The sequence below is a fragment of the Campylobacter sp. P0109 genome, assembly GCF_002138755.1.
Classification (GTDB): Bacteria; Campylobacterota; Campylobacteria; order Campylobacterales; family Campylobacteraceae; genus Campylobacter; species Campylobacter devanensis.
Map to the genome: position 1 here is coordinate 150,002 of NZ_MJKK01000003.1, position 17,456 is coordinate 167,457.

Genomic DNA, 17,456 nt, shown 5'->3' on the forward strand with positions numbered 1-17,456 from the left:
CTTGGTTTTAGGAGAGAAAATGGAGATTTTTGTTACCATAAAAGAGCAAAAGTTAAAGGCTGTTTTGGCCGAAAATAGCCGGGCTTTGGCTCTATATAAAGAGCTAAAAAAAGGCGATATCATCATAAATGCTAGTGATTATGGTGGCTTTGAAAAAAGCGGCAAACTACCATCGCCGTTGCCACGAAATGATGAGCAAATCACAATGCAGCCTTGCGATATAATTCTTTATAGCGGTCAAACTTTCGTATTAGCCTACGATACAAACTCATGGTCGCTAACTCGCCTTGGCAAATTAGATGGCATAAGCAAAGATGAACTAAAAAAGCTACTAGGCACAAGCAGCGTGGAGATAAGGCTATCTTTAAAATGATATGAATTTTTTGGAATTCCAAAACTTCAAGGAATTCTACAAATTTATCAAAAACTTATTTAATTCAATAAAATTTTACTAAATTTCTCAAAATCTCTTGACTTACACTTGGTGTAATATTTTATAATTTTTCATATCTTTTAAAGGAGCAAAAAATGAATGAAATCAAAAATAAAGATCGTAGAGATTTTCTAGCAAAAGCAGCCGTTGCTGGCGTAGCAATCGGTGCTGGTACAAATATTTTTGGCGCAGCAAATAAACCAAATATCGCTTGTAAAGGTTGGGCGGCTTTTGATGAGAGTGGTGAGTTAAGACCGTGGAGATTTGAGCGTAGAGCTGTGGGCGATGATGATATCTTAATAGAAGTGATGGCTACTAGTATCTGCCATAGTGATATACACACAGAGCTAGGGCATTGGGGTAAGCAAATTTATCCACAAGTACCCGGTCATGAGATAGTAGGTCTCGTGCGTGAAGTGGGTAAAAATGTCAAAAACTTCAAAATCGGTGACCGGGCTGGTGTAGGCTGTATGGTAGATAACACTGATATCGCTACGGCTGGGAGCGAGGAGCAATACAGCCCAAATACGATTTTTACCTACGGGTATCCATATCCTAAAGAGCCTACTGGCATAAGTCAGGGCGGATATAGCGATTATTTTGTTGTAAATTCGCATTTTGCTATCCATATCCCAAATGAGCTTAGCTGGGATGAGGCAGCACCGCTAATGTGCGCTGGAATCACCACCTACTCGCCTATAATGAAATATATGAAAAAAGGTGATAATGTAGCGATCATCGGTATTGGCGGCCTAGGGCATCTTGGGATTAAAATCGCTATTGCTAAGGGTGCGAAGGTAACGGCATTTACAACTACTAATAGTAAAATCAAAGATATAGAGAGCTGGGGCGCAAAAGCCGTGTTAGTAAAAAGTAGCGATGATTTAGCGCCGTTTAGGGCTAAATTTGATTTTGCGCTTAGCACTATTCCTTATGAATTTGAGATGGAGCCATATATTGCGATGGTTAAGCCTTTTGGTAATTTCACTCTAGTTGGTATGCCTATAAATTTCAGCCAAAAAACCCAAACCTTAAATCTAGCTAGCACAAAAGTAAATTTAAATGCTAGTTTAATTGGCGGTATGAAAGAGACTGCGGAGATGGCTGAGTTTTGCGCTAAAGCTGGAGTTCGCCCAAATATAGTAAAAATCACTGGTGAGCAGATAAATCAGGCTTGGCGTGATGTAGTAGCAAAAAAGGCTAGATATCGCTTCGTGATCGATCCAAAGAGCTTTTAAGCTCTGTGATGAGTTGGGCTTTGAGATTTAAGATAAAAAGAGCTTAAATTTATAAGAAATTTTAAAATTTGTTATAAATTTGCCAAATTTCTTAACTCATATTTGAGTGAATTTAATAGTTGTTTTGGAAAATGTTTTAAAATATCGCCAAAATCACAAAATTAAAGGAGCAAAAATGAAAGTATTAATTTTAGATGGTGGCAAAAATTTTGGTAGTAGCGGTGGCAAGCTAAATACCTTGCTTTGTGATGTAGCAAGCGAAGAGCTAAAAGCCAAAGGATGCGAAGTTCTACGCACAAGAATAGATGATGGCTACGACATAGAAACTGAGGTAAAAAAAGTGCTAGAAAGTGACGTGATAATCTGGCAATATCCTGGCTGGTGGATGAGTGAGCCTTGGATAGTAAAAAAATACCTTGATGAAGTTTTTATGGCAGCAGCAGCAAGCCTGATAAAAAGCGATGGCAGGCACGCAAGCGACCCTGAGCATGGATATGGTACAGGCGGACTTGCTATAAATAAAAAATACATGATAAGCACCACTTGGAATGCGCCAATTACGGCCTTTAACGACAAAAATGAGTTTTTTGAAGGGCGTGGGTGCGATGGCGTAACCTTTGCTATGCATAAGGCAATGGAGTTTTGCGGGATGAAGGCGCTGCCTAGTTTCATCTGTAATGATGTAGTTAAAAATCCAAAGATTGATGAGTATATTAGTAACTATAAAGCACATATAAAGGCGAATTTTTAGAGAATTTTAGCGAATTTATAGAGATTTTATAGATTAAATTTGCTAGGTTTAAAAAGGTTAGGAGCTGAAATTTAAGACTCTCTGGCTTAAAATTAATTTAAAAAGTTAAATTTTATTTGCTTAAATAATTTGAATTTTATCTTGAGTAAGGATAAGTTTGCTAGGATTTGAAAATTTCAAAACAATAAGCGATATTTAGTCCAAAGTCGCTTTATACTCGCATTTTTGGCATAGATTTTCTATCGCTTTTCCCTGTTTAAATCCATCTATTATAGCCTTAGCTTTGGGGGAATTTACTATCTCATTTAGGCTATTTTGGCCGATATTGCCTAAGTTTATCCTAGCGCTAGCATCTACGCAACAAGGCACCACGATTCCGCTACTTTTAATGCCGATTTGCGAGATTAGGCCGTGGCAATATTTACTTGGATTTTGTGAGTTTGGCTCTCTCCACTCAAAATACTCTTTAAAAACCAAAAATATCTTATAAGCTAGGCGAACTCTACTCTCATTACAACCAATTTTCACCCCAAAAAACTGCTCAAATTTAGCCTTAATCATCTCAAATTTAGGCTCATTTATCATATGTTTTTGGATTCTAAAATTGATAAAAATTTCACTTTTTATCTCTTGAGTAAATTTGCAAAAAGCTAGTAAATCATCTATATAATTTTCGCTAAATTTAGCATTTTTATCCACAAAGGCACTTAGAGAAAATGAAATTTGATGAGCCTTGCTAAGTGCGCTAAAATCATGCTTTTTAAGGTATTTGCCCGTTGTAACTAGATCTATTTTAAAGCCATTATCATAAGCTAAGCTTAGATATTGATTTAGATTTAAATTCGCTAATGGATCGCCTAAAAGATGAAGGCAAATAGCCCTTGTCTTGCCCCTTATCTGTGACAAAATCCGCTCATAAAGCCCCAAATCCATAGAGCCAAATTTAGCTAAATTTACAGATGGACAAAAGCTACACTCACATCCGCAAATATCGCTTATCTCTATATAGACTTTTTGGAATTTTGCCACTCAAATAACCTAGATAAAATATTTTGCAGCTTCACTCTTGTCGCATTTTGTAGCTTCTATAATCTTATCACCTATTTTGGCTTTATACACTACATTTGGTTCGCTTTTGCAATAACTAATTGCTAATTTTGCAGCCAAAGCTCTATCTAAATCACTTGCATTTTTATCTATAAAACTATGCGCTCCTATAATTCCATCATAATTTATACTATCCATCTTTTCAAGCTTTAAAGCTTCAAGCTTATTATTATCATTTTGATCCCTGCCAATTATCATTTTAGCGCCATCTGGTAGCCTTAAATGCCTACCATATCTTAGGCTTTGAAGGTCATCTTCACTCATATTATTATCAAATTTGATAAAATCCCTAATTCTATTACTAAAGCCCTCCATCGTATATGGACAGCCTCCACCAGGGCTTTCAAACTCATCAAATCCAAACTCTTTAGCCAAATTTAGCTGAGCGTTTCTACCACGACCATTTAATCCTAGCAATTTTTCTCTATCTACCCAGCCTTCACGCTCTGGCATTGTCGGCTTTAAAAGCTTAGCGCATAATGGTCTAAGCACTATATCATCTTTATCATCGGCTAGATTTTTGACATGTACCATCGCATCATTTCGCTGACTCATCGGTCTTTGGCCTACGACTTCTCCACTAATTACAAAACTAGCGTTATAATCATCAAGCATAGAAACAGCCGTTCTAAACATAAATCCATGACAATCAATACATGGATTAAACTGCTTCCCATATCCAAATTTAGGATTAAATAGCACATCTTGGAGATATTTGCTACGCACATTTACACTCTCAAAACTAGCTCCAGCCATAGCTGCGCGTCTAGCTAATATCTCATTTTTAACCGGATCTGAGCCAAATCCTATATCTATATTCAAAGCATGAACCTCAATACCTTGCATTGTAATTAATTTTATAGCTAGCATACTATCAAGGCCACCGCTAAATAGCGCTAAACACTTTCTTTTCATCTTTTTCCTTTTAATATTGATATTCTTTTTTTACACTCGATAATCTCTTCGATACTAAGCCCGCCACCCTTTAAAAGCCCTTCATAATACCTAATAGCAAGTGGCCTAATAGCATTATGAAGCTCATTTACACTCTTATACTCTTCTAAATTTTGGCTTAACTCTAGCTCTCTTATATGCTCATTATTTTGGCTTTGCGAACCTATAACTGCTCTATATGTAGCCTTATCTTTAAAAATTTCAACCCCATAATACTGCTCTACAATCTGACAATACTCAGGATTTTTAAGCATATTTTTTAAAATTGATAGCTCTGCGATATCCTTTTTTTCTATAACTGGAAGATTTTGAATTTGAGTATTTGTTTGAGTTTTTGCCAAATTTGAATTATCTCTTCTTTTTGTAGTCTTACTTAGTCTAAATGAGCCCGGATCGATCCTTAAAAGTGTAGATACTAAAGGCACATACGCATCAGCTACAATTGGATTTAAACCAAAGCTAAACTCTTGAATAACTTTTAGTGATTTTGCTATCTCTATTGGGGTTTTGGGATTTAAATTTTTTACAAGTTGAGTTATATAAAACTCACCAAGCTCCACACCACTACTTAGCATATCTCTTAGCTCCATCTCCTTACCACTTGCTACTAGTTCGGCTGGATCCTTGCCACCACTAATTAATACTACCTTACCATCTATTTGATGCTCCATAAGTAGCCTTGCACTCTTAAAGGCTGCATTAATTCCAGCACTATCACTATCAAAACTTAGAGTTACTTTGATATCTCCACGCTGTATTAAAGGTATATGCTTTTGAGTAAGGGCTGTACCTAAAACTGCTACGGCATTATTTATTCCAGCAGCATGTAGCATAATGCAATCCATATAGCCTTCGCAAATCACCATTGATTGAGATCTATATATCTCGCTTTTAGCCTTGTCATATCCGTAAAATATCTTAGATTTATCAAAAATTTGGCTTTGTGGGCTATTGATATATTTGGCCGGATTATCGCTAATGGTGCGACCGCCAAAGCCTACTAAACTCCCAAGATGATTATATATAGGAAATGTTATGCGATTGATAAAACTAGCATAATATCCATTTTCATTCTCTTTTATAGCACCAACTTCTAAGGCCTCTTTTGGCTCGATATTTTCATTTTGAAGTAAATTTAGTGTATTTTGCGAAGATGCCGCCCAGCCAAGCTCCCATTTTTCTATGATAGAATCAGTGATGGAGCGACTTTTTAGATAGTTTAGAGCTTCAGGATTTTTGTATAAAAGTGTTTTATAGTGTAAATTTAAATTCTCTAAAATTTTCTTATCTATCTTTGATTCATTTTTGCTGCTTGTATATTCTAATGCGACATTATATATGCTTGCTAATTTTTCAATAGCTTCAACATATCCTAATTTTTCATACTCCATTACAAACTTAATCGCATCACCACCGGCCTTACAAGAAAAACAGTGATATATCCCTTTGCTAGGACTTATAGACATTGATGGATGCTTGTCATTATGAAATGGACAGACACATACAAAATTTGCACCAGATTTTTTAAGCGGTATATAACTGCCTACAACATCAGCAATATCAACTATATTTTTTAAATTTTCTATACTATTTTTAGATATCATAAGCGAGATTATACATTGATTTAGCTATAATCGCCATTAAATTTAGCAAGGTAGTTTGGTTTGGACTTTTTTTTCATTGAGTATAGAGATCCTATTTTTGGACTTATTGTGCTTTTTAGCGTGCTTCTTTTGGTAGCTATTTTTAGCTATTTTTGGGGAGTTTTTTCGCTTAAAGATCAAAAAAATAGCATAGATAAATTTGTCAATAAATTTCAATCTCAAAGCAATCTAGACCAAAAATATCAAAATATGCTAATTCGCCTTGATATTGATTCAGGCTCACTTAATGCACTTGCTGGAATTTTTGCTAGAAGCGGAGAGTTTAATAAAGCTATAGCCATTTATCTAATCGCCCTTCAAAAAGCAATCACAAAATCTCAAAAAGAGTTAATATTTTTAAATTTAGGCAAGGCCTATTTAAAAGCTGGATTTATGCAGCGCTCTATAGAAGTATTTTTAGAAGCTATTAAGATTAGTCCTAAAAATATTGATGCGCTTAGCCACCTTGGGCTTGGATTTGAAAAGCTTAGATTGCACGATAAGAGCCTAGAAGTGCTTGATGCATTACAAGAACAAGGCGTAGATGTCGCCCAAGAGATTGCCTATACAAAGGCGCTAAAGCTTAAAAATAGCCAAATGGAATTTGAACAAAAAGTTGCTAAAATGGCTAAATTTGCTAATGATTTTAAGCTAGTTAGTCGTATGATTTTAGAGCTTTTTATCATAAATGGCAAGGATGTAAATTTAATAAATATAAAGCCAGATTTAGCTCACTGCCTAGATATTTTGTATCTTAATGATGTGGTTTTAGATGGTGATGAGTATAAAGAACTTTATAGCGCTAAGGGGTTAAATAACGCTCAAATCACTGATTTTAATCTAAATCTTTTAAAGGTCGCTAGGGATAATAACCTTAATGCTACTTTAAGTTTTAACTATATCTGTAAGGAGTGTAAAGGCTCATATCCGCTATTTTTTTATCGGTGTAATCACTGCGCTAGACTAGGAAGTTGTGCTATTATCCCAAATGTTATAAAGGAGAGCGATGAAAATAGTATCTCTTTTTAGCGATGGTAGTTGCTTAAATAATCCTGGAAATGGCGGCTGGGCCTATATCTTAGAATATGAAAAATATACCAAAAATGATAGCGGAGCCATAAGAGATACTACAAATAACCAAATGGAGCTTTTGGCCATCATTAATGGCTTAAAAGCCCTAAAAGAGCCTTGTATTGTCAATCTCTACACCGATAGTAGTTACGCTGCAAATGGGATTAACTCTTGGCTAGATGGATGGAAAAAGAAGAGCTTTAAAAATGTTAAAAATATAGAACTTTGGCAAGAGATAGATAGATTAACTCAAATTCACAAAGTCAAAGCCCACTGGATCAAAGCCCACGCCGGCCATCCACAAAATGAGTTATGTGACAAACTAGCCAAAGATGCAGCGATGAAGCTTACAAAGGATTAAAAAGGATTATTATGGATAAACTAAGAGAGATTCAAAAGCTTTTAAAATATAAATTTAAAAATATAAATTTGTTAAAAGAGGCCATAACTCACAAAAGCATCAAAAGCTCTATTAATAACGAACGGCTTGAGTTTTTAGGTGATGCGGTGTTGGATTTGATAGTAGGTGAGTATCTATATCACAAATTTAAAGGTAAAAGCGAAGGCGACCTAAGTAAATTAAGAGCCTCACTAGTCAATGAAGATAGCCTTGCTAAGATAGCCAAAGAGCTAAGACTTGGCGAGTTTTTGTATCTTTCAACCGCCGAAGAAAATAACGGCGGCAGAGAGAAACAAAGCCTAATAAGCGATGCTTTAGAAGCCTTGATGGGGGCTATATATTTAGAGAGTGGATTAGAAAAAGTGAAGAGCATATTTATAGCTTTATTAGAAGCAAATTTCCCCGATATCAGCTTAAATCTAACTAAAGATTACAAAACAACTCTTCAAGAGCTCACTCAAGCCAAGATAGGCTTAGCACCAAAATATGAGCTAATAAGCTCAAGTGGGCCAGATCATAAAAAGAGCTTTGAAATGGCGGTGATATTAGAGGGCAAAGAGATCGCAAGAGCCATAGGAAATAGCAAAAAATCAGCCGAGCAGGCTTGCGCTTTAAAGGCTTTAGAGATACTAAATTCAATGAAAGGATAGCTATTGAATACATTTGGGACTAAATTTAGATTAAGCACATTTGGCGAAAGTCACGGCGTAGCTATAGGTGGGGTTATAGATGGAATTCCAGCTGGTATTAAAGTCGATATGAGCTTTATCCAAAGTGAGCTTGATAGGCGTCGCCCCGGTGGCAAATACGCCACTTCAAGAAAAGAGAGTGATAAGATAGAGATTTTAAGCGGAATTTATGATGGTTTTACCACCGGTTGCCCTATTGGCTTTATAGTGGCTAATACCTCTCAACACTCCAAAGATTATGATAATATCAAAGATCTATTTCGCCCAGGGCATGCTGATTATACATATTTTGCTAAATTTGGGATTAGAGATCATAGGGGTGGTGGCAGAAGTAGCGCTAGAGAGAGTGTAGCAAGGGTTGCTGGCGGGGCGTTTGCGGGATTGCTTTTAAGAGAATTTGATATAGATATCCAAAGTTGCGTAAGGCAAATTGGCGATATAAAAGCTGATAAAATCGACTTTGAATTTGCGAATTCTAGTGAGATTTTTTGGGCTGATGAAGCCACAGAAGAGAGTGCTAAAGAGCTAATATTAAATACCAAAAATTCAAATGATAGCCTTGGGGCTAGTGTTTTAACTATCATCAAAAACGCCCCTGCTGGACTAGGCGAAGTGCTATATAATAAGCTTGATGCTGCTTTAGCTAGTGCTATGATGGGGATAAATGGAGTAAAGGGTGTAGAGATAGGAGATGGGATAAACGTGGCTAATATGCTTGGAAGTCAAAATAATGATTACATGGATAAAAGCGGCTTTATAACCAATCATTGTGGCGGGATTTTAGGCGGTATTAGCAATGGAAGCGATATTGTGATTAAGAGCTATTTTAAGCCAACGCCGAGTATTTTTAAGGCTCAACCAACTCTAAATTTAAATGGCGATGAGACGATATGCCAGCTGCGTGGCAGACACGATCCTTGTATTGGAGTGCGTGGGAGCGTGGTAGCTACAGCAATGGCAAGGCTAGTTATAGCTGATATGTTGCTTTTAAACGCAACTTCAAATTTAAATAATTTAAAAAGGATATATAGATGAATGGAGATTTTAGGGGGGGGGGTAATGCGATATTGTGATTTTTGCGTTATGCCTGATAGCAGACCGGGGATTAAATTTACTACCTTAGATGATGGAAGAGTTAAATGTAGTGCGTGTATAAATCACGAAAATAAGAAAAATATCGATTACAAATCTAGATTTAAAGAGCTTGAGGCTTTATGCGATAAGCACAGAGGCCGAAATGGCAAAAATGACTATGACTGCGCCATCGCCGTAAGTGGCGGTAAGGATAGCCACTTTCAAGTCCATATCATGAAAGAGGTTTTAGGGATGAATCCGGTGCTTTTTAGCGTTGAGGATAACTTCACAATGACAAAAGCTGGTAAGAGTAATTTAAGAAATTTAAGCGAAGAATTTGGTTGTCATATAATATCTTTAAAACCAAATATCAAAACCCAAAAAGCCCTAATGCTCTACACATTTGAAAAATACGGCAAACCAACATGGTATATAGATCGCCTTATATATAGTTATCCATTTGCTATGGCGGCGAAATTTAATACTCCGCTTTTGGTATATGGCGAAAATGTTAGCTACGAGTATGGTGGTAGCGACGCAGTAGAGACTCCAAGCGCTAAAGATATATTTTTAAATGGCGTAGCAAGCGATATTGATTTAAGTGGCGTAGATATAGACCTTAAAGATCTACAGCTATTCTATGACCCAAATAGCTCAAATTTGGATATAGATAGCCTTGAGCCTATATATTTAAGCTATTTTATCAAGTGGAATTCATACTCTAATTATATCTTTGCTAAAAGCAGAGGCTTTAGCGATTTAAAGAGCGAATGGGATAGAGCTCACACTGTAGAAGATTTCGATCAAGTAGATAGCGTAGCATATATCGTCCATGCTTGGATGAAATATCCTAAATTTGGCCACGCCATGGCTACTGACTACGCTGCTAGGTTGGTTAGATATGGACTGATGAGTAGAGATAAAGCAATAAAGCTAGTCAAAGAGAGAGACCACGCGCTAGACCCTAGATGCGTGGAGGATTTTTGTAATTTTATAGGCATTAGCAAATCCAAATTTTGGCAAATTATAGAAAAACACTATAACAAAGATATATTTGCTAAAAATGAATTTGGCGAGTATAAACTAAAATATGGGATAAGTTAAATTTGAATTTAATCTATATTTTTATAATTTCACTTTAATTTAAAGGGTAAAGATGAAGCATATCAAAAGATTAAAAGATATAAGCATAGCTAGCGGTGTGGGCGCTATAATAGCATTTGGTTTAGCAGGATGTGGCGAGTCTGATAGCACAAACACAGCCCAAACTATCCAAAAACAAGGCGCAACCGTATTTATAGAAAAAACAAGCGATGGAAGCTATAAAATAGCAGATGAATTCCCAAGCAATGATACAAGAGTATTTTTGCGTGAGAGCGATGCCAATGGCGTAATGAGTGAAAGATTATTAAGCCAAGCTGAAATAGACAAACTTTTTCAAGAAGAAAACGCCAAAATAGACGCCGGCACAAGCGGTCTGACAAACTCAAATTTAAGTAGCGGAAATGGTGGCTTAGGTCTAGGCGAAGCGATCCTAGCTAGCGCAGCAGGTGCGATCATAGGTAGTTGGATCGGCTCAAAACTCTTTAATAACCCAGCCTACCAAAACTCACGCCAAGGCGCATACAGCAACCCAAGCACATACAACAGAAGTGTAAATAGCTTTAACAAAGCCTCCACCGCAACTTCTGCTACAAAAGCCGGTAGCAACGCTAGAAGCGGATTTTTTGGTGGTGGAAGCGGAAGTGGCTCAACCCAAGCCACTGGCGGTTGATATTTTGGTCTAAAATTTACTTGTGTTGTGCAAATTCACAATACAAGGCTAAAATATGACAATAGACAATGAGCTAACCACAAAATTAATAAAAATAGCCACAAATCAAGCCAAATTTGATGAAAGTGGCAAATTTGATGAAATTTTACAAAATTTAGAAGGGATAAAAAACAACTCTAGCGATATAAACTCAGCCATCTCAAATGCCACCAAAGAGGCAAATAATGATGCCAAACTCTTTGCTACATTTGATTTTATGCAGGCGATGAATCAGCTATTATATGGAAATTTAGATGATAATGAACGGTCAAAACTACTAGCCAAAATGGAAAAAATCGCAAAAAGCGTTTAATATAGCCCAAATTTACCGCTAATAAGCAAAGAAATTTAGTGATTTTGCCGCTATTGATTTAAGCTAATCACTTATAAAGATTGCTAAATTTTGGTAAATAATAGATAATAATTTATCAAATTTTTAGTAAATATTAAATGATAAATTGTTACAATTTATAAATTTATATTTAAATATGGAGATAAAAATGAAATTAGTCAAACTAAGCTTATTTGCTATTATAAGCGTAGCTACCATCTCAAGCGTATCAAACGCTAAGACGCTTGAAGAGACTATTAAAAATATAGATATATCAGGGTATTCAAGATATAGGTATGATATCTATGATAGTGAATATGATATTCTTGATATTAATAGGCATAGATTTACATCTGAAATAAATGTTCAATCTGCTTTAGATGATAACTTCTTTGGCGTTATCGGCTTTAGATATGATAGCGGTGATAACTCTGGCCAAAATTATAACGCTGCTACCCAGGTAGGGACAAAGGATACAGGCTTTAGCTATGATAATTATGGTCAAACATTCAATGTTCGCCAATTCTATCTAGGATACAAAGCTGGCAACACTACTATCACAGCTGGTCGCCAAGTGCTAGGCACATTCTTTACTGATGATATGGTAGGTACTGGTATTAAAGTGCTTAATAACGATATTAACGGGCTTACTTTAACTGGTATGGCATTTGATAACCTTCAAAATGATAGTGATATTCTAACAAATTATTTTTTAATCGGCAAGAAAAACTACAAGCAACCAGAATATGTAACCGATAGAAATCTCTATAGTGTAGCTGCTATTGGCTCATATGATCTAGTTAGCTTCCAACTATGGTATGCCGCTATTGATAGCGTAGCTCAACTATATGCTACTGATTTACTAATAGGAACAAATATAGCTGATATAGACCTAAGCTTGCAAGCTCAATATGCCACTTCAAGTATGTGGGCAGAAAATTTTGGTTTAAAAGGGGTGCCTTTAGATGATGCTAAATTTGCAGCTATAGAAGCTGGCGCTAAAGCTTTTGGCTTTGATGCGAATGCTGGTTATGTATGGTTTGATACAGATAAAGTGTCGTTAATCTCATTTGAAGACCAAGGTAGTTTTATAGACGCTGGTGAAGATATACTAGAATACTCTTTCATAACTGGCGAAGGTAAACATTGGTTTTTAAAAGCTGGCTATACATTTGCTAACAAAGTAAGAGTAGGTGCTGATTATGTATCTGGCGAAGTAACACACAAACTAAACAACTCAACTACCAATAAGTATGAAACCGTAGCTAGAGTGGATTATAAATATAGCAAAAAGCTAAATTTTAAAGCTTGGTATTCATATATTAATAGAGACTCAGATCCAGGAGATTATAAACATTTAAGATTTGAGGCTAGATATAATTTTTAATTTTATAGCAAAGCCCCACATGCACAAAACCAGCGAATGCGACCCCTTTAGGGTGGTTTCCTTAAGTGGGTGACCCATATTTCTTACTTCGCAGCTGAGCTAAGCCCAGCTTTGCGACAAAATTTTCACAATAGGCGTTTTATCTTATAGATGAAACGACGGCGAAAATTTTGAGTACGCACTGACTTAACAACCTTTCAAAACTCTAATAAGTGTAAAAATAAATTTGTTTTACTTCTTAGTCAAGCTAATTAATGGTGAAATTTGGTCTAAAATTTGCTTGTGCAAATTCACAATACAAGGCTAGAATATGACAATAGGCAATGAGCTAACCACAAAATTAATAAAAATAGCCACAAATCAAGCCAAATTTGATGAAAGTGGCAAATTTGATGAAATTTTACAAAATTTAGAAGGGATAAAAAATGGGTCTAGCGATACCAGCTCCGCTATCTCAAATGCCACCAAAGAAGCAAATAACGATGCTAAATTATTTGCTACATTTGATTTTATGCAAGCTATGAATCAGCTTTTATATGGAAATTTAGATGATAATGAACGCTCAAAACTACTAGCCAAAATGGAAAAAATAGCCCAAAGTGTTGAATAGTTTAAAATCTATTTTCTAAATTTATCACTATCAGATGAACAAAACGGCGATTTATAGCATTAAATTAAATCAAAAAATTATCTTATCTTTTCATACTCAATCACACTAATTATCCCATTTTCGATCCCCTTATGACAAGCTGCGCAATTTGCTTTGGATTTGATATCGCTCTTTGAAAAGATTTTTTCATCTATTTTTCTATGCTTTTTTATCCAATATGGATTTTGAGTGATGGCGATATTTTGGTCGTTTTGAGCATATTTTAGTATATTAAATGCTGTTTTATTGCCTTTTTGTTCAGCCGAATTGGATCTTAGGAAATTTAATATCTCTTTGTTTGTCTCTTCATCTACACTAGCATCATCACCAAAGTGATCTTCTAAATTTGCCATCATAATCTCCCATGATTTTTTAGGTAACAAAAATGGTGCATATATCATATGGCAGCTACCGCACTCTTTGGCAAATATGGCATTTTGTGCGCTATAATCTACCTTTAAAGCGTGAGATTTTAAGATAAAATTATCTTTATTAAAGATATATAAAAATATTGCGATAATAGCTAAAATCCAGACAAAACAAAATATTTTTTGAGCTAAATTTGCCCTTATACTCTCATCATTTTGAGTGAGCTTATAGCCTGTTATCATGGAATTTACAGAATCATTTTTGTGTATAAACTTATCTATCAAAGCCCCACAAATATGAATAATCGCTACAAACAAAAGGGTATTTGCTGATAATTCGTGGATGGATTTTGTAAATTCAAATTTCGCATAACTATCGTATAAAAAAGCGAAAATCCCGCTATTTTTATCCACGCCATAAAGCACCAATCCAGAGAGCACACAGACAAATCCAAGGGCCAATATAATGATAATTGCTATACTTGAAGCGGGATTATGACCGATAAATCTCTCTTTTTTACCCAAAAATGAGCCAAAATAGCTAATTAATCCTTGGAATTTAAAATCGCTAAATTTAGAGTATTTTGTCCCTACAAATCCCCAAACTATCCTAAATACGATCGCCATACCAAATATCACACCAAAAGCAGCGTGAAAATACACCAAATCATCAAATTCGCTAAACACATAAGCAAGAGCAAAGCTAAGTATCAAGGCAAGATGAGAAAATCTCGCCGCAAAACTCCAAATATAGCTTTTAATCACGCCAAACCCCATAATTTGGTATATTCACGCTATCATCACCATAAATACCTTGATCGGCTTTTTTGTGACAGGCTGTGCAGTTAGATAGAGTTTTGACCTCTTTTTGCGTTATCATCCATTTTTCTATCTTTCTATGCTTTTTGATATGATATGGAATTTCAGTTATTGACTTGTATAAAACGCCGTTTTCTAGGGAATTTGTGATTTTCGCACTTCTTTTATAGTTCATCGCATTTTGGCTAGCATTTGCCAAAAGATAGCTAAGAATGCTTTTGTTCGTTTCATCATCAATGCTCGCATCGCTCCCATAGTGGTTTTCTAAATTTTGCATTATAAACTCCCACGACTGGGTCGGTAAAAGTCCAGGCTGATAGCCGTAATGACAGGTGGCACACTCTTTTTTATATAGCTCATTATTAACCGGCCTTACATCTGGCCCCTTTGCTTCTAAGCTTAAAATCGCTATAAATACAAATAGTAAAAATCTCATTTTTTATCCTTTATTGTTTGATTAGATAGTATAAGACATCGCCCTTTTCTATGGCGGTTCCCTCTCTTAAATAGACATCTTTGAAATTTCTTTTTAGCCATTTTTTCACCTCTTTAACATCGCTTAGCCTAGATGGATTCACACTTGGTGAGAGCGGTGGGATAATTTTGTTAGTAAATATATTGGTAGCTTCTTTTTTGAGGTCGTTACCATGGCAACTTTGGCAAGAAAGCTCTTGAGAATTTTTGCCTATATGCTTGGTTGTGAAGATTTTCTCACCCCTTAAAGCATCAAAATCTTTGAAATTTGGATCTAGCTTTAGAGCCTCGGATTTTAACTCTGTTATATACTCACTCATAGGTGCATTAAACGAAGTAGCATTGAGCGCATAAGCACACAGACAGACTAGGGCTAATTTTTTCATAATTTCTCCTTAAAATAATAAGGGAATATTATAAATCTAAATTGTTTAGCGGTTGTTAAATTTAAATTTATTTTTATAAAATTAGCTAAAAAATATTTATAATATTGCTATTAAACTCATTTTTTGGTGATTTCATATGAAATTTCAGATTATACCACAGAGATTGGCCTATGGCTTTAAAGAATAGATAATAAATTATTTTGATTTGTAATGCGATATTGATTTTTACGATGATATAGTTATATCTGAAATTCACCTTGATTTCTTGCTAAATTTAAGTTTTATTGTGCTAGAATTCTCTATTTTTTAAGGTTTTAGTATGCTTGGAGTGTTTAAAAATCTTGCATTTTGGGTTGTTTTAGCAATAGTGCTTGGTATTTTCGTAGGTTATTTTTTTCCGCAAATTGGCATTGATAGTAAATTTGGAATTGACTATTTTATCATGATTTTAAAGTGGATGGTAGGGCCCATTATCTTTCTTACTATTATTGCTGGCATTGTGGGTTTAGAGAGCTTGAAAGACCTTGGAAGTATAGGTTTAAAGGGCTTTATATACTTTGAAGTAGTTAGCACGGTGGCTTTGGCTGTTGGTATTTTAGGTTCGCTATTATTAGAGCCTGGCGTAGGAATGCATTTAGATGCTAACTCCTTTGATCCTAGTAGCGTAGAGAAATTCTCTGGGGTCTCAAAAGATGTAGGCTCGATCTGGTCGATACTAGCAAACGCAGTGCCAAAAACTCCGCTTTTTGCCTATGATGATTTAAGTACGCTTAGCGGATTTGGCTTTGTTTTAGGTGTGTTTAAAAACGCCCTTTTAGCCCTAAGTATCGTTATCACCCCATTTATCAAAGCTAATACACTTCAAGTGCTTTTCATGGCTTTAATTTCAGCAATTGCGTTAAGCTTCGCACCAAAGAAAATTAAAGATTTTTTCATAAAACCTATTGAAAAAGCCCAACACTGGGTGCTAAAAATCCTTAGTATTTTTATGTGGCTTAGCCCTTTAGCGGCGTATTGTGCGATGGCCTATCTCATCGGTAAATTTGGGATTGAGAGTCTCATTGGTATGCTAAGTCTGCTTGGGACTATGCTAGTATCGTGTTTGATATTTATCTTTGTTGTGCTTGGCGTGATTTGCTACTTAGCTAAGGTAAATATATTTAAATTTATGCGCTTTATCGCAAAAGAAGTGCTAGTTGTCTTCGCTACTAGCTCAAGCGAAGTCGCCTTAGCTCCACTTATGAAAAAGCTAGAAAGTGCCGGAATTCACAAAGGCTGCGTCGGCGTAATCACCCCTTTTGGCTACTCTTTTAACCTAGATTGTACAAATATTTATCTATCATCTTGCGTTATATTTTTGGCTCAAGCTTTTGATATAGAGCTTAGTTTTTCACATTTGCTTAGTATTTTACTAATTTTGATGGTTACTAGTAAAGGCGCTGTGGGCGTAACGGGATCTGGATTTGTGGTGTTAGCCGGGACGCTTGGTTCTATGCATGATGTCATACCTGTGGTGACTGTGACGGTGCTACTTGGGGTTGATAAATTTATGAGTGAGATGCGTGCGGTGGGAAATCTCTGTGGCAACGCAGTCGCTTGTCTAATCGTAGGAATCTGGGATAAAAAAATTGATAGAAATAAGTTTAATTATGCTATAAATCACCCTGATGAGTTTGACTTTGAGAGACTTGAGATAAAAAAGAGAGCCTAAATTTAGCAAAATTAAATATTATTATCTAAATTCAGTAAAATTTATATAAAATTTAGATTTAATATAAAAATAAGTAAAATATTTGATTGTTGCTACAAATTACCACACTTTTCAAGCTCCTTACAATGATAAAAAACTATAGTAAAATCATTTATAAA

Annotated in this window: 19 protein-coding genes; 13 read left to right on the top strand and 6 right to left on the bottom strand. The window is 35.5% G+C overall.

All coding sequences use genetic code 11. The annotated features are described in order from the left end of the window. Positions 1-19: 19 nt before the first annotated feature. From CIGNP109_RS04530 to CIGNP109_RS04540, 3 genes are all read left to right on the top strand, one after another. Positions 20-373, top strand: a complete 354-nt coding sequence (locus tag CIGNP109_RS04530) for a cyclophilin-like fold protein (RefSeq protein ID WP_086228418.1) — start codon at positions 20-22, stop codon at positions 371-373. Between the two features lie 155 nt (positions 374-528). After that, positions 529-1,671 (top strand): NAD(P)-dependent alcohol dehydrogenase, encoded by a 1,143-nt coding sequence (locus CIGNP109_RS04535; RefSeq protein WP_086228367.1) that lies wholly within the window; start codon positions 529-531, stop codon positions 1,669-1,671. A 175-nt stretch (positions 1,672-1,846) separates the two neighbouring features. After that, the gene (locus CIGNP109_RS04540; protein ID WP_086228368.1) at positions 1,847-2,422 is read left to right on the top strand and encodes an NAD(P)H-dependent oxidoreductase; all 576 of its coding nucleotides are present in this window, start codon (positions 1,847-1,849) and stop codon (positions 2,420-2,422) included. A 195-nt stretch (positions 2,423-2,617) separates the two neighbouring features. Here CIGNP109_RS04540 and CIGNP109_RS04545 read toward each other — a convergent pair whose 3' ends face one another. Genes CIGNP109_RS04545 through dnaG form a run of 3 tightly spaced genes read right to left on the bottom strand, consistent with a single transcriptional unit; the run spans position 2,618 to position 6,087 of the window. After that, a complete protein-coding gene (locus CIGNP109_RS04545) occupies positions 2,618-3,451 on the bottom strand; it encodes a radical SAM/SPASM domain-containing protein (RefSeq protein ID WP_180380016.1) in 834 nt (277 codons plus the stop codon). A 9-nt stretch (positions 3,452-3,460) separates the two neighbouring features. Then, complete coding sequence (locus CIGNP109_RS04550) at positions 3,461-4,444, bottom strand: ATP-binding protein (RefSeq protein ID WP_086228369.1); 984 nt, start codon at positions 4,442-4,444, stop codon at positions 3,461-3,463. Next, complete coding sequence (dnaG, locus tag CIGNP109_RS04555) at positions 4,441-6,087, bottom strand: DNA primase (RefSeq protein WP_086228370.1); 1,647 nt, start codon at positions 6,085-6,087, stop codon at positions 4,441-4,443. The genes CIGNP109_RS04550 and dnaG overlap by 4 nt, the downstream gene beginning before the upstream one ends. Positions 6,088-6,147: 60 nt before the next feature. Between dnaG and CIGNP109_RS04560 the strand changes: the two genes are divergently transcribed. The 9 genes from CIGNP109_RS04560 to CIGNP109_RS04600 all read left to right on the top strand — a co-directional run bounded on the left by CIGNP109_RS04560 (position 6,148) and on the right by CIGNP109_RS04600 (position 13,501). Then, complete coding sequence (locus CIGNP109_RS04560) at positions 6,148-7,155, top strand: tetratricopeptide repeat protein (protein WP_086228371.1); 1,008 nt, start codon at positions 6,148-6,150, stop codon at positions 7,153-7,155. Further along, the gene (gene rnhA / locus CIGNP109_RS04565) at positions 7,133-7,558 is read left to right on the top strand and encodes a ribonuclease HI (protein WP_086226075.1); all 426 of its coding nucleotides are present in this window, start codon (positions 7,133-7,135) and stop codon (positions 7,556-7,558) included. Before CIGNP109_RS04560 ends, rnhA begins: the two co-directional genes overlap by 23 nt. 11 nt (positions 7,559-7,569) lie before the next feature. Next, a complete protein-coding gene (gene rnc / locus CIGNP109_RS04570; protein WP_086228372.1) occupies positions 7,570-8,247 on the top strand; it encodes a ribonuclease III in 678 nt (225 codons plus the stop codon). A 3-nt stretch (positions 8,248-8,250) separates the two neighbouring features. Then, positions 8,251-9,321, top strand: coding sequence for a chorismate synthase (gene aroC / locus CIGNP109_RS04575; RefSeq protein WP_086228373.1), 1,071 nt, complete (start codon positions 8,251-8,253; stop codon positions 9,319-9,321). Positions 9,322-9,345: 24 nt separating this feature from the next. Continuing rightward, a complete protein-coding gene (locus tag CIGNP109_RS04580; protein WP_086228420.1) occupies positions 9,346-10,464 on the top strand; it encodes an N-acetyl sugar amidotransferase in 1,119 nt (372 codons plus the stop codon). 52 nt (positions 10,465-10,516) lie between these two features. Next, positions 10,517-11,134 (top strand): UPF0323 family lipoprotein, encoded by a 618-nt coding sequence (locus CIGNP109_RS04585; RefSeq protein ID WP_086228374.1) that lies wholly within the window; start codon positions 10,517-10,519, stop codon positions 11,132-11,134. A gap of 55 nt (positions 11,135-11,189) precedes the next feature. Continuing rightward, positions 11,190-11,486: a hypothetical protein gene (locus tag CIGNP109_RS04590; RefSeq protein ID WP_086228375.1), complete on the top strand. Its 297-nt coding sequence runs from the start codon at positions 11,190-11,192 to the stop codon at positions 11,484-11,486. A 187-nt stretch (positions 11,487-11,673) separates the two neighbouring features. Continuing rightward, the gene (locus tag CIGNP109_RS04595) at positions 11,674-12,891 is read left to right on the top strand and encodes a major outer membrane protein (RefSeq protein ID WP_086226080.1); all 1,218 of its coding nucleotides are present in this window, start codon (positions 11,674-11,676) and stop codon (positions 12,889-12,891) included. A gap of 310 nt (positions 12,892-13,201) precedes the next feature. Beyond that, the gene (locus CIGNP109_RS04600) at positions 13,202-13,501 is read left to right on the top strand and encodes a hypothetical protein (RefSeq protein WP_086228376.1); all 300 of its coding nucleotides are present in this window, start codon (positions 13,202-13,204) and stop codon (positions 13,499-13,501) included. 77 nt (positions 13,502-13,578) lie between these two features. Here CIGNP109_RS04600 and CIGNP109_RS04605 read toward each other — a convergent pair whose 3' ends face one another. Genes CIGNP109_RS04605 through CIGNP109_RS04615 form a run of 3 tightly spaced genes read right to left on the bottom strand, consistent with a single transcriptional unit; the run spans position 13,579 to position 15,587 of the window. Beyond that, positions 13,579-14,673 carry a cytochrome b/b6 domain-containing protein gene (locus tag CIGNP109_RS04605; RefSeq protein ID WP_180380017.1) on the bottom strand — a complete coding sequence of 365 codons (1,095 nt, stop codon included), beginning with the start codon at positions 14,671-14,673 and terminating at the stop codon, positions 13,579-13,581. Next, entirely contained in the window at positions 14,666-15,163 is a 498-nt protein-coding gene (locus tag CIGNP109_RS04610) for a diheme cytochrome c (RefSeq protein WP_086228378.1), read from the bottom strand. The genes CIGNP109_RS04605 and CIGNP109_RS04610 overlap by 8 nt, the downstream gene beginning before the upstream one ends. Positions 15,164-15,173: 10 nt before the next feature. After that, positions 15,174-15,587: a DUF1924 domain-containing protein gene (locus tag CIGNP109_RS04615; protein WP_086224971.1), complete on the bottom strand. Its 414-nt coding sequence runs from the start codon at positions 15,585-15,587 to the stop codon at positions 15,174-15,176. 319 nt (positions 15,588-15,906) lie between these two features. Between CIGNP109_RS04615 and CIGNP109_RS04620 the strand changes: the two genes are divergently transcribed. Beyond that, positions 15,907-17,298, top strand: a complete 1,392-nt coding sequence (locus tag CIGNP109_RS04620; protein WP_086224972.1) for a cation:dicarboxylate symporter family transporter — start codon at positions 15,907-15,909, stop codon at positions 17,296-17,298. Positions 17,299-17,456 lie beyond the last annotated feature (158 nt).